The 12673-nt window shown below is 49.1% G+C and carries 10 protein-coding genes; 7 read left to right on the top strand and 3 right to left on the bottom strand.

All coding sequences use genetic code 11. From position 1 onward, the window contains the following. Positions 1-60 precede the first annotated feature (60 nt). Both SHEWANA3_RS20640 and SHEWANA3_RS20635 read left to right on the top strand, forming a co-directional pair. On the top strand, positions 61-1269 hold the full coding sequence (locus tag SHEWANA3_RS20640) for a multidrug effflux MFS transporter (RefSeq protein ID WP_011718668.1): 1209 nt from the start codon (positions 61-63) through the stop codon (positions 1267-1269). Positions 1270-1396: 127 nt separating this feature from the next. Beyond that, positions 1397-1999: a tRNA-uridine aminocarboxypropyltransferase gene (locus tag SHEWANA3_RS20635; RefSeq protein ID WP_011718667.1), complete on the top strand. Its 603-nt coding sequence runs from the start codon at positions 1397-1399 to the stop codon at positions 1997-1999. Between the two features lie 267 nt (positions 2000-2266). Here SHEWANA3_RS20635 and SHEWANA3_RS20630 read toward each other — a convergent pair whose 3' ends face one another. Then, positions 2267-4387 carry an EAL domain-containing protein gene (locus SHEWANA3_RS20630; RefSeq protein WP_011718666.1) on the bottom strand — a complete coding sequence of 707 codons (2121 nt, stop codon included), beginning with the start codon at positions 4385-4387 and terminating at the stop codon, positions 2267-2269. 293 nt (positions 4388-4680) lie between these two features. Here SHEWANA3_RS20630 and SHEWANA3_RS20625 point away from each other — a divergent pair, with 293 nt between their 5' ends. After that, on the top strand, positions 4681-5034 hold the full coding sequence (locus SHEWANA3_RS20625; protein ID WP_011718665.1) for a hypothetical protein: 354 nt from the start codon (positions 4681-4683) through the stop codon (positions 5032-5034). A gap of 58 nt (positions 5035-5092) precedes the next feature. Further along, positions 5093-5731: a class I SAM-dependent methyltransferase gene (locus SHEWANA3_RS20620; RefSeq protein ID WP_011718664.1), complete on the top strand. Its 639-nt coding sequence runs from the start codon at positions 5093-5095 to the stop codon at positions 5729-5731. A 16-nt stretch (positions 5732-5747) separates the two neighbouring features. Here SHEWANA3_RS20620 and ftsZ read toward each other — a convergent pair whose 3' ends face one another. Then, entirely contained in the window at positions 5748-6884 is a 1137-nt protein-coding gene (gene ftsZ, locus SHEWANA3_RS20615; RefSeq protein ID WP_041412856.1) for a cell division protein FtsZ, read from the bottom strand. A gap of 82 nt (positions 6885-6966) precedes the next feature. Further along, positions 6967-7962, bottom strand: coding sequence for a WYL domain-containing protein (locus SHEWANA3_RS20610; RefSeq protein ID WP_011718662.1), 996 nt, complete (start codon positions 7960-7962; stop codon positions 6967-6969). Between the two features lie 318 nt (positions 7963-8280). Between SHEWANA3_RS20610 and SHEWANA3_RS20605 the strand changes: the two genes are divergently transcribed. The 3 genes from SHEWANA3_RS20605 to SHEWANA3_RS20595 all read left to right on the top strand — a co-directional run bounded on the left by SHEWANA3_RS20605 (position 8281) and on the right by SHEWANA3_RS20595 (position 12622). Beyond that, entirely contained in the window at positions 8281-9693 is a 1413-nt protein-coding gene (locus SHEWANA3_RS20605) for an amidohydrolase (RefSeq protein ID WP_011718661.1), read from the top strand. Positions 9694-9830: 137 nt separating this feature from the next. Continuing rightward, on the top strand, positions 9831-11162 hold the full coding sequence (locus tag SHEWANA3_RS20600) for a pitrilysin family protein (protein ID WP_011718660.1): 1332 nt from the start codon (positions 9831-9833) through the stop codon (positions 11160-11162). Continuing rightward, entirely contained in the window at positions 11159-12622 is a 1464-nt protein-coding gene (locus SHEWANA3_RS20595; RefSeq protein ID WP_011718659.1) for a pitrilysin family protein, read from the top strand. Before SHEWANA3_RS20600 ends, SHEWANA3_RS20595 begins: the two co-directional genes overlap by 4 nt. Positions 12623-12673: the final 51 nt, after the last annotated feature.

The raw sequence follows: 12673 nt of genomic DNA, 5'->3' as shown, positions 1-12673 counted from the left end.
TGAGTTATTTAAAATAGCGCCCACTGAAATACCTTTTACTGTTTAACCGAGATAAGTTTTATGCGGCGCAATCTGTTACCTATTTTGATGTCTTTGGTGCTACTCAGCCCATTGGCGATTGATATTTATCTACCTTCTATGCCAACCATGGCGGCAGAGTTCGCCGTGTCTGCCAGTGAAGTGCAATCCACCTTAGTGCTGTTTTTATTTGCTATGGGTGTGGGCCAAATTTTGATTGGCCCCTTAGCCGACCGTTACGGACGTCGACCCGTGGCACTCTTTGGTGTGTTGCTCTACGGCGCGAGCAGTTTACTTGCCGCCGCTGCGATTGAATTCCATTGGTTACAACTTGCCCGTGTGCTGCAAGGATTAGCGGCGTGTTCAACCTCGATTGTGGTCTTTAGCGCGGTGCGTGACTGTTATTCGCCCAAGGAAGGTGCCCGTATCTACAGTTACTTAAATGGGGCTATCTGCGTGATCCCCGCACTGGCGCCCACCCTTGGCGGACTATTAGCCATGCAATTTGGCTGGCGTTCGACCTTTGTGTTTATGACCTTATACGCGATTTTGATGATGCTATTGGTGGGCTATCGTTTACCCGAAACCCGTCCAGCCAATACCGTGAGCAGTGGTCCCTTGTACCGCTGGAGTCGTTATAAACCTGTGCTGAGCAATACCCATTTCTTGTTCTATGCCTTTGCCTGTATGTCGGCAATGGCGGCGATTTTAAGTTATGTGTCTTACTCTCCCGTGTGGCTTATCGGCCATTTAGGCGTGTCAGAGTTAGCTTTTAGTGGTTTATTTGGCTTGAATGCTTTGGTCAATATTGTGGCCTGTTTTGCCGCGCCAGTGGTGATCCGCAAGTTAGGCAACCGTCCAACCGCCATCCTTGCCTTAGTGTTACTGGTGCTCTCGGCGGTATTGATTATCGCAGCCCAAGCCTTTGGCCCAAGTGTGGGTATGGCTGCCGCCTTTGCCTTTATGTTGCCTATGATGCTGTTGTGTATTGGTTTTGCTTTCTTATTAGGCCCAGCGACCAGTATGGCACTGTCTGCCTTTGGCGAGCGCGCAGGCACTGCAACGGCGATGTTAGGTTTTATTCAGATGAGTGGCGCGTCAGTCATTGCTGGCCTAGTACAGCAAACTAGCCTGACTGCCCCCTATGCGGTGGCGTTAGTGATGGGCGTATTTTCTGTCGGATTACTCTCGATGATGGCATTAAGCCGCTTCGATCACTGGCATCAAGAGCAGTTAGCCGCCGAGCATTAATACGCCCTAAACGGCTAATCAAAGAAACACCCTTTGCCCGTAGCTTATTTGACCATAGCTACGGGCATTTTTTATCCATAATTCAAGCTGCTATACTGCAGGATAAACGTTTTATAGAGATTTTGTTTTGAGCCGCCACTATTGCCCTCATTGTCGTTATCCCCTTACAGTTTGCCTCTGTGCCCATGTACAACCCATACAGCCGCAAACGCAGCTAGTGATATTGCAACACCCCTCCGAAGTCGAGCATAAAAAGAATAGCGTCAAGGTGTTAAGTCTCGTTATCCCTAACACCCAAGTGTATGTGGGCGAGACGGAAGCGGATTTTGCCTTATTGCGTGAACAATTGATGGATTGTGGGTGCCCTGTCTATCTTGTGTATCCCTCTGGGCAGAGTGTGAGTGTCGAACAACAGAGGCTTAACACCGATTGTGTACTGTTGTTGCTCGATGGCACCTGGCGAAAAGCCTTTAAAATCTTGCAACTCAATCCATGGTTGGCTCAATTGCCAGCGGTGCACTTGGCCGAAGGTTATGCCTCGAGATACAAGATCCGCAAATCGAGCCGCAGTGATAGTTTGTCAACCTTAGAAGCGAGTGCTTATATGCTAAAAGCCCTCGAACCGGATTTAGATGTGTCGCCTTTACTGAATGCCTTCGATGCTATGGTGGCGATGCGCATTCGTTCCATGCCACTTGAGGTTAGGCTGCGTTATCAGAACGGAGAGTAAGTGTTTTTAAATTCTTACGTTTTTGAGACCCCGTACGAATTAAAATAGTTAAAATCTTATTCAGATCACGCTAACGTAACGTAAAACAAGGTTTAATAATGAGGATTCATTTGCGCTGCAAATGATGAGATAGCTTTGCCAGCCAATTGCTTTGCAGGGGAGTGATTCCATACTTTATGGTGTGCTGGCAGGGCTATCGAGCCAATGATTCACCTTGAAACATCCACTCGATAAATCAATCAATTCTTACCGTGTTGCAGCTCAGCCTTAAGCGATACACCTCTCGGCTAAAAAGGCTTGGGTAAACTGCTCAACTGAACTGGGATAGCCAAACAAAAAGCCTTGCGCAAAACCTTGCCCCATATGGGTCATGATGTCTTTTTGCTGCTGTGTTTCAATGCCTTCTGCCACAAAGTGAATGTCGAGAGCCTGTGCTAATTGCACTATGGCATGGCAAAGTTTTTGCCCCGAGACATCATTAAGGCGCAGTGCAAATTCAGCATCAATTTTCACACTATCGATTGGTAAAGTGCCTAAACGACTCAGTGATGAGAGGCCAGTGCCAAAGTCATCAATCGCGATACCGACACCTAAGGCTTTAATGCGCTCAAGGGTCTGGCGAGCCAACTCGGGTTGACGTAACAGTGCTGACTCGGTGATTTCTAAAATCAGTGCTTCAGCGGGCAGGGCGACCATTTCTAGGGCGCTAATCACTTGGCCGACAAAATCCACATGCTCCAGCTGTAAGGGAGACACATTAACTGACACTTTAAAATCAGGCTGATAACTTGCGCGCCATATGGCGGCCTGTTTACAGGCTTGCTCAAGTGCCCATTGCCCAATGGTAATAATCAGCCCTGTTTCCTCGAGTAAAGGGACGAACTCGGCCGCTTCATAATGCTCGTTGGGGGATTTTTGCCAACGCAGTAACGCCTCGGCACCTATGGGCTTATTGGTATGTAAATCCACAATCGCCTGATAGGCAAGATTGAACTGCTTTAGGCTATGAGCATGCCTTAGGTTGTTGATAAGCTTTAATTTAAGCTCGGCAGCTTGGCTCATCGCCTTGTCATAAAAGACTAAGTGCGGCTGATTTTTCTTCGCGCTATACATGGCGGTATCGGCCAAGCTAATCAGCTGTCCCGCTTGATCGCTGTGGGTTGGGAACAGCGCGATACCAATACTGGTGCCGAGGAAGAACTTTTGTCCTTCGATTTCAAATGGACTGTCGAATAGGCTCAGTATTTGCTCGGCAAATAATTGAATTTCTTCCTTACAGCTGCATTCCTGTAGCACTAAGGTAAACTCATCGCCCCCCATACGGGCGATATCGGCCTTCTCAATGCAGCCCGCTTCTAAACGCGCGGCTACCAGTTGCAATACCCTGTCACCCATGGAATGACCAAAGCTGTCATTGATGTTCTTAAAACCATTGAGGTCTAAAAACATCAGTGCGCCAAGGGCGGAAGGATCATCCTTCAGTTTGTCGAGGGCGCTATTGAGTATTTGCTTGAGATGATAACGGTTCGGCAGCCCCGTGAGTGTGTCGTACATGGCGCGGGTAGTGAGCTGCGTTTCGAGCAGCTTTTTGGTGCTGATATCGCTAAAAATATTCACATGATACAGGGCATTATCATCGGTCTCGATTCGGCGACTGCTCTGCCATGCGGGAAAGTGACTTCCGTCAGAACGCTGTTTAAGTGTCTCACCGTGCCAAAATCCGCGAAGTTTCATGGCGGCTTGGCAATCGGTTTCTTGCCCTGACGGCAGGATTTTGGCCTCTAAAAACTCAGGGGTTTTACCGATTAATTGTTCGGCACTGTAACCACAGATACGGCACATTGCCTTGTTCACAGCCAAGATGCGATTGTCAGCATCTGTGATGTAAACGGCCTCGGCACTCTCTTCGAGCGTGGTCGCCATAATTTCCCGAGGGATATGGGCAAAGCCATCGGAGATCGACGGCCGAACTTGAGTGCGACGGTTGAGTGCTTGTAGCTCAACGAGCACCACGGCTTGTTGCTGTAAATAACAAGGGTAGAGTCTTACCTTGGTGGGGAGTTCTTTACCCTGTTGGCTCAGGTGGAGCCAACTAAATTCAACATGGTTCCCCGATGCCGCCTCAATAATCATTTCCCGTGCAAATTCAACGCTATTGCGTCCAGAGGATTGGATCCTAGGTGAAAAGTCATAGGGCGTGGTATTCACTAAGGCATCGTATTCAGTACCAAAGTAATCGAGGGTGGCGCTATTTGCGCTAATAAAACTAAAGCCTTGGATCAGGGCGAGGGGAGTCTGGTGCGGATCGGCTTGCCAGCATGACAGCTTATCTTGCAATACAGGGTCATCTGTACTGAGTTTATTGAGCAAGTGTTGCCATCTGATCATTTAGGATACTCCCTTGTGACGCAAATTAAGGTCACATCCTATAGCCTAGGTACTTCGTTTATAACGAAATTAATTCAAATAGTACATCATTCCAGCGAGGTTAAAAATAAACCTAATCGAGGTTTTGTTTAAATCACAACTAAAAACTGACAGTTTAAGATAGCTGATTTTCAGTGTTATACACGAAAATCCTCCTAACTCATCACTGCAAAATACGGTTTTATGCTATGTTTTGCCCTGAATGTTCAGTTTGCCGTGCCAATCAGCCGAGGAAGGACTCTAAGGAACATAGGATGCAAAAACTTATCCCTACCATCGTATTAAGTGTCGTTGTCGGCATGGTATTGCCTACCGCGCAAGCGGCTGAACAGCCAAAGCCACGGCTGACCTTAGAACAAAGGGCCGATAAGGCGCGTATCGATTCTGAAAGAATCGAGCAAGCGCAGCTTGAAAAGGCCCGCCGAGCCGCTCAAGAGACCTCGGCACGGGAAGAGAAAATCAGGCAACAGTCCAACCCGCAAGATTGGGAAACCCAGCAAAAGCTCAAGGCTCAAAAGCAGTTCGATGAACGGGAAAACCGCGAGCAAAAATATCTGCAAGAAGCCAAGGAAGCGGCCGCCAAAGAGCGTAAAATCCCCAAACCTTAATCTTTTTAGTTAAAGGCAATATCCGTCGTTTGCCTTACGATGTCTCTAGGAACCGTCGTTGAACATCTGTCCCCTTTGCCATAGTGCCGATTTAGTGACCTACCACCAAGATAAACGCCGTCGTTACCAACAGTGCCAGCAGTGCGCCCTGGTGAGTGTACCTACCGAATTTTATCTAAGCCCAGAAGCCGAAAAGGCCGAATACGATAAGCACGAAAATCACCCGCAGGATCTCGGTTATCAGCAGTTTCTAGACAGAACCCTCGCTCCTTTGTTGGCTCGCGTTTCCCCTTCGGCTGCTGGGCTCGATTTTGGTTGTGGCGAGGGCAAAGCATTGAGTCTGATGGCGCAAACGCGGGGTTATCGGGTCGAAAACTACGATCTCTATTACGCCAATCACCCCGAATTACTCACGCGGCAATACGATTTCATTACCCTGACAGAGGTCATTGAGCATGTGAGTGATGCCGATGCGTTACTAACCTTATTAAACACCTTGCTCAAGCCCAAAGGCATTTTAGCCGTGATGACCAAGCGAGTGCTCAACCCCACGGCCTTTAGCACTTGGCATTATAAAAATGATCCCACCCATATTAACTTTTACTCCGAAGCTACCTTTCAATGGCTCGCCGAGCATTACGGCTGGCAGCTGGAAATCATCGACAAAGACGTCGTGTTTTTGCATAAAGCTAATTAACCTGAACTTAGGTTAACTAATGCGCTTGAGGCTTTTGCTGCCGCAGATAAGTTGGGATCTGTAAGTTTTCTAAATCGAACTTTGATGGTGCGGGGTCGGCGATTGATATCGCCTGACGCTTAATAAAATTATGCACATTGATATAGTTGTCATTAACTGCCTGGATAGGAGCTTGAATTTCCGGCTGCGCAAATCCAATCCCTGTTGCTATCACCATGATTTCGAGCTCCGATTCGAGGTCAGGGTCGATAGTGAGCCCAATAATCACTAGGGCATCCCGCGGTAATTGCTCGTGTACAGTTGCGCCGATTTGGTTGTATTGACTGAGCTCTATCGTGTCTTTTGCGACAACGCTGACAATTGCCGCTTGCGCTTGATTGAGTTCGATATTATCGAGCAAGGGATGTTGCATGGCGCGTTTAACCGCCGAGATAAGATCCTCATCGCCCTGAATGCAACTTACGCCCATTGCGGCGCGACCTTGGCGGCTGATAACGGAAATAAAGTCATTTAAATCAATATTGATAAGCCCAGCTTGGCTGATGGTATTGGCAAGCCCCAATAACACATCCTGTAAAATTTTATTGCTTTCTTTGAAGGCATTGAGCAGGGTCACTTTTGCCCCAAGCACCTCGGCAAGCTTATCGTTGGGGAGAACGATAACGGCATTGGCGCTCTCCAATAATTCCTGTAGTCCGGCTTCTGCATTGGCTTTTCTGTGCTGGCCCTCAAAGCTAAAAGGCATGGTCACAACGGCGATAACGGGTTTGGTTAACTCTCGAGCGAGCTTTGCCACCTGTGGTAGCGCGCCCGTACCTGTGCCGCCGCCTAATCCCGCGGTGAGAAACACTATATCGCTATGCTGCATTTGTTCAGTTAATGCCTGCGCCGACTCAATCGCTGCTGCGCAGCCGACATCGGGCTTGGCGCCTGCGCCTAAGCCTTTCGTCGTTTGTGGACCAATTTGAATGCGGTAATGGCTGCTGGTGGCTGCCATGGCTTGGGCATCGGTATTGACGGAAATTAATTCTACGCTGGATGGCAGATTGACTTGGCTGAGTTGATTAATGGTATTACAACCACAACCTCCGACGCCGAATACCGTTAATTTGGGCATGGCGCCAGTTGCGGTTTCATGAATTAGTTCAAACATAGCGACTCTCATAGTTAGCAATGGTAAAGCAAGACTAACCTTGAGTTGCGACTCAGCTTGTCGCATCAATGCGATAAACGGTTTAACGGTATTTCGCCGCCATTTTTTGGCTGAGGGTGGCAAAGTGCTCCCGCAGTTTTACCGGTGCCAGCACCTCCACGGTATCAGCCATTTCCCACAATGCTGCGCGCAGCTTTGGGGTATCAGTGACCTCTGCTACCACATAAAAGCGGCCATCTTCACGTAATTGCATGGTCTGGTTATCGCTAAACTTTGCTTCGCGCATGATAAAACTCGCCTTATCGGAGAGCAGCAGTTCGAGACGCATCTTCTCGCCACGCGAGCCCTGTGCGGTTTTATTGATATCAAAATCGGCACTCTTAACCGCCGCGCTGGGCAATAGCTGCGCGTTACGCAGTAAGCCTATTGGTTTGTGGTGGCGGCGCTTATCAAAGCTGCCAATGGTAAAAGCGAGTAGCGCCACCCCATCGCGAATTAAAATTCCTTGTGGATTGATAGGGTTGTAATGCAGCCAATGCATTTTACCATTGATCCATTTTTTGATATCGCAGCGAATTTGTTTCTTATCCAAAATAGCTTGCTGTATGACTTCTAAAGATTGAGGTTGGTGCTGGGGTAGGATAAAGGGGTAAGGCTCGGGAAGCTGTGCGACTCTGCACGCCCAATAGAGCCAAGGGTTTTCGGGATCGCTAGCCAGCACCTGATCGGCCCTGTCGAAGTAGGGCTGTAGTTGCTGCAAGCTTTGTGGTGGCATCAACTGACTCGCACTGCGCTTTAAGGTGGTTAAAGCCAGCGCCATATGTTGGTCCATTAGCTCTAGGTTCAACCCGCGCCAGCAGGACTCAATCGACCAACCATAGGGCTTGTTTCTGTCATCGAGGCGTAAGCCAAAGGTGCCCATTTCATACATGGCCTTTAAATCCCTTTGTACCGAACGTTTACTGATATCCTGCGTGCGGTTTGCCAGCCGCTCGACTAATTCGTTTACCGAGATTTTACGTGGCGCCCGCGGGATTAAGCTCAGTAGTGTCACTTGGCGTTGAAAGTTAGGCTGCATGGTGAATTTTTCGATGTTTAGCGGAATAACAGTATATTAATCAAAGGCTGCGACAAAAGCTGTCGCAGGTTTTGTATGGTGTGTGAAAATCTCTCAAAATCCCGACCGACTCACCTTATACGAGTAATCGCTTTGCCTCGTCTTTTGATTTCAGAAGGCCATCAACAATGGATTGTCGGCATGTTGTGCAAGCCGCGTGATTTACACTGAGTACACTAAACATCCTTGCGCAATGTCTCCTTACTATTAAATCTATTAACAATTCTGTGATGTGCGTGTAGTTTAGATAGCTTATAAAAACAACAATAGGTTATCGCTATGACTGTATCCTCGGTATCGCGCGCTTTATCAACATCCTCTGTAGCCACATCCTTTGTACCTTATGTGAGTTCACTCGGTGTGAGTCCATCAAGATTCACCAAGAGCTTAATCGCCTCTGCTCTAACTTTGAGTTTGCTGGGGGCAGGGTTAAGTTCTGCCAATGCGGCGCAGCCCGATGCGGCTAAGTTGGCGGCGGGTGTGGAGCAAAAGGTGATCGACTGGCGCCGTGATTTGCACCAACATCCTGAGTTATCTAATCGCGAGTTTCGCACCAGCAAGATTATTGAAAAGCATCTGAAATCCCTCGGATTAGAAGTGCAAACGGGCATCGCCCATACCGGCGTTGTTGCTATCTTGAAAGGCGGAAAGTTAAAGGGCGGTAAACCCGGTCCCTTGATTGCGATCCGCGCCGATATGGATGCTTTGCCCGTGACCGAAGTGGTCGATGTGCCCTTTGCCTCTAAAGCGACGGATACCTATCGCGGTAAAACCGTTGGGGTGATGCATGCCTGCGGTCACGATACCCATGTGGCTATGTTAATGGGCGTGGCCGAGAACTTAGTGAAAGTGAAAGATAGCCTTGCCGGCGATGTGATGTTTATCTTCCAACCCGCCGAAGAAGGTGCGCCCGATGGCGAAGAGGGCGGTGCGGAATTAATGCTAAAACAAGGGCTGTTTGCCAAGCGTAAACCCGACCAAGTGTTTGGCATGCATGTGACCTCGAGTATGCCAAGCGGCATGATTGGGGTGCGTAGCGGCCCAGCCATGGCGAGTGGAGATTCCTTTACGATCAAAGTCAAAGGCCGCCAAACCCATGGTTCGCGCCCCTGGAATGGCGTCGACCCTATTGTCGCCGCGGCGCAAATTATTACCAATGTGCAAACCATTGTCAGTCGTCAGGTGGATATTACCAAAGCGCCCGCTGTAGTGAGTTTTGGCGCGGTGAATGGCGGTATTCGCTCGAATATTATTCCCGATGAAGTGGAACTGATTGGCACCATCCGCACCTTCGATCAACCTATGCGTGCCGATATTAAGGTGCGCTTGGCCGAAATCGCCGAGTTATCGGCAAAAACCTTAGGCGCAACAGCGACAACCGAAATCCATCAAGGTTACCCCGTGGTGGTGAATAATCCCGAATTGGTCGCCAGTATGCGCCCCGTGCTTGCCAGTGTGGTCGGCGATAAGATGCTGATAGAGCCAGGATTAATCACTGGTGCCGAGGACTTTTCCTTCTATGCCTTAGAGTCTCCTGGGATGTTTTTCTTCCTCGGGGTGACGCCAAAGGGCACAGATCCTGAAACGGCGGCCAGTAACCATTCTCCCGCCTTCTATGTGGATGAAAGTGCGTTAAAAGTTGGCGTTGAAGCCATGACCAAGGTTGCCCTTACGGCACTTAAGGCGCAATAAACCGCTTAAGCCTTATTCCGTCAGCTTTTCGGTATAACTTGAGCTTACAAAAAATCGGCGTGGGAAGGCCTTCCCGCGCTTGATTTGCTAGGCAATTTGCCTTCATATGTGGATTTTTACAGCAAGGAGCGAACAAGATGAAGCGCACGCTATCGGCGCTGGTGTTGGCGATGGGACTCTTTAATCCCTTGAGCCAAGCACAGGCCACAACGGCAGAAGACATCAAGAGTTTTACGCTAGCCAATGGCATGAAAATCATGGTGCTAGAGGACTCTTCTATTCCTAATGCCAACATGTATCTGTTTTGGAAAGTCGGTTCCCGCAACGAAGTCCCTGGGATTACCGGTATCTCACACTTTTTCGAACATATGATGTTTAACGGCTCGAAAAAGTACGGCCCTAAGATGTTCGACCGTACCATGGAAGCCGCGGGCGGGGCTAACAATGCCTACACCACTGAAGATATGACGGTCTACACCGACTGGTTCCCAGCTAATGCGCTAGAGACCATGTTCGACCTTGAGGCCGACCGTATCGCCAACTTAGATATCAATCCCGATATGGTGGAAAGCGAGCGTGGCGTGGTGCAGTCGGAGCGTTCGACTGGGCTTGAAAACTCCAACTGGAATACCCTTGAAGGCGAAGTTAAAGGCGTGGCCTTTTTAGCGCATCCCTATTCTTGGTCCGTGATTGGCCATGAGTCGGATATTGCCGCTTGGACCTTAGAAGATTTAGTGCAATACCATAAAACCTACTATGCGCCGAACAATGCGGTCGTAGTGATTGCCGGTGATGTAAAGCTAGCCCAAGTTAAGGCATTGGCGGATAAGTATTTTGCGCCAATCCCTGCGCAAACACCGCCTAAGGCTGTGCGTACTGTCGAGCCTTTGCAAAAGGGTGAGCGCCGAACCTTCGTTCAAAAAGCCTCGGTCAGTACACCTAACGTGATGTTGGCGTACCATGTGCCAGCGGCGACCCATGCCGATTATTATGCATTGGATCTGCTTAGTTCTATCCTAAGCCAAGGTAATAGCTCGCGTTTATATCAAGCGCTGGTGGATAAACAAGTCGCGCTCGAAGCCGAGACCTACATGCCGATGTCGGTCGATCCTAACCTGTTCTATGTGATGGGCGTCGCCACGCCTGAAGTGAATGCTAACACCTTAGAGCGCGCGCTGATCGAACAAATCAATAGCATAGTGACCAACGGCGTGACCCAGCAAGAGCTAGATAAAGTCAAAAATATCAAATTGATGGACTTTTATCGTGCGATGGAAACCATCAATGGTAAGGCTAACACCATAGGCACCTATGAAATGTATTTTGGCAGCTACGACAAGTTATTTTATGCGCCAGAGGCCTATAACAAGGTAACGCCTGCGGATATCCAACGTGTTGCCCAAACCTATTTACGCAAATCGAATCGCACTGTTGCGGTGCTGGCGGCAAACGAGGAGTCGGATCAATGAAACTCTCCTTTGTAAAATCATCCTTTATAACATCATCTCTGCAGCCGACTAAGTTAATGGTCGCATTAGCCCTAGGCACTAGCTTAGCCTTATCCGGCTGCGCCTCCACCACGGCACCTAAACGCGTCGATACTGGCAGCTTTGCCATGCCAAGTTACGACAAGTTAGTGCTGGATAATGGCCTGACGGTGTATTTAATGCCGCAGCGCGAAGTGCCGTTGATCACCTTAAACGCGGTAGTGCGTGCCGGGGCGGTTAACGACACCACAGCGGGTATCGCCCAAATGACCGCCGAAGGTTTACTCCTTGGCGCGGCAGGTAAATCCAAGGCCGAGATTGAGCAGCAAGTGGATTTTCTTGGTGCTAGCTTAGGGGCCGAAGCCGACAAAGAAGGCAGTTATCTGGCCGCCGATTTTATGGCGAAAGATACCGATGTGATGCTCGGCTTATTCAGCGCCGCGTTATTAAGCCCCGACTTTGATACGGCCGAGTTCGACAAACTTAAGCAGCGCGCTATTGCGGGTTTGCAGCAGGATAAAGAAAGCCCGCGTGCCGTGATTGGTCGCTACTTCGATAAACTGGTGTTCGGTGCTCATCCCTACGGTAATGCCTCATCGGGTAATCGTGAGTCACTTGAGCAAGTCACAGTGTCGCAGCTACGCGCCTTCCATAAGAGCTACTATCAACCCGCCAATACCGCATTAACTGTAGTGGGGGATTTTGATGTGGCGGCGATGAAAGCCAAGCTAACCCAGACTTTTGGTCAGTGGAAAGGCAGCGAAAAACTCGTTCAGCCCGACTTAAACCAAGGTTTACCTAAGTTAACCCAGGCCAAAGTGCTGCTGGTGGATAAGCCAGATGCAATGGAAACCACCTTTGTTATCGGTGGTTTAGGCATTAGCCGTGATAACCCTGACTATGTTGGGCTAACGGTAGTGAACACTATTTTAGGTGGTCGCTTTACCTCTTGGCTGAACGATGAGCTGCGGGTGAATGCAGGCTTAACCTATGGCGCGCGCTCTGGTTTTAGTCCTTATACCGATGCAGGTGTGTTTACCATTAGCACCTTCACTAAGACGGAAACCACTCAAGAAGCGATTGATTTAGCGCTGAAAACCTATGCTCGTTTATGGGAGAAAGGCGTCGACCAAGCGACTCTTGATTCGGCTAAGGCCTATGTTAAAGGTCAGTTCCCGCCTAAGTTTGAGACCTCGGGCCAATTGGCTGGACTCTTATCAGGCATGTATCTCTACGGCTTCGATGATAAGTTTATCAACGAGTTCCAAGCCAAAGTGGATGGCTTAACCTTAGAAGAAACCCAAAGGTTAGTGAAAACTTACTTCCCGCAAAAGGACTTACAGTTTGTGCTGATTGGCAACGCCAGCAAGATTGCGCCTATCGCGGCCAAGTATGGCCAAGTGCAAGCCGTCGATATTAATGCGGTGGGTTTTGGTCAATAACCACTGGCGTTAGTGTATTTCGCCCAATAAAAAGGTCTGCATAGTGCAGAC

The organism is Shewanella sp. ANA-3 (genome assembly GCF_000203935.1).
Taxonomy (GTDB): domain Bacteria; phylum Pseudomonadota; class Gammaproteobacteria; order Enterobacterales; family Shewanellaceae; genus Shewanella.
This window is presented reverse-complemented; position numbering and strand designations above follow the sequence as displayed.

Bases quoted from the DNA above. Each gene is read 5' to 3' on its own strand.
- SHEWANA3_RS20605 (WP_011718661.1), top strand. From the start codon at position 8,281: ATGACTGTATCCTCGGTATCGCGCGCTTTATCAACATCCTCTGTAGCC.
- SHEWANA3_RS20625 (WP_011718665.1), top strand. From the start codon at position 4,681: ATGCAAAAACTTATCCCTACCATCGTATTAAGTGTCGTTGTCGGCATG.
- SHEWANA3_RS20600 (WP_011718660.1), top strand. From the start codon at position 9,831: ATGAAGCGCACGCTATCGGCGCTGGTGTTGGCGATGGGACTCTTTAAT.
- SHEWANA3_RS20595 (WP_011718659.1), top strand. From the start codon at position 11,159: ATGAAACTCTCCTTTGTAAAATCATCCTTTATAACATCATCTCTGCAG.
- SHEWANA3_RS20610 (WP_011718662.1), bottom strand. From the start codon at position 7,962: ATGCAGCCTAACTTTCAACGCCAAGTGACACTACTGAGCTTAATCCCG.
- ftsZ (WP_041412856.1), bottom strand. From the start codon at position 6,884: ATGTTTGAACTAATTCATGAAACCGCAACTGGCGCCATGCCCAAATTA.
- SHEWANA3_RS20630 (WP_011718666.1), bottom strand. From the start codon at position 4,387: ATGATCAGATGGCAACACTTGCTCAATAAACTCAGTACAGATGACCCT.
- SHEWANA3_RS20640 (WP_011718668.1), top strand. From the start codon at position 61: ATGCGGCGCAATCTGTTACCTATTTTGATGTCTTTGGTGCTACTCAGC.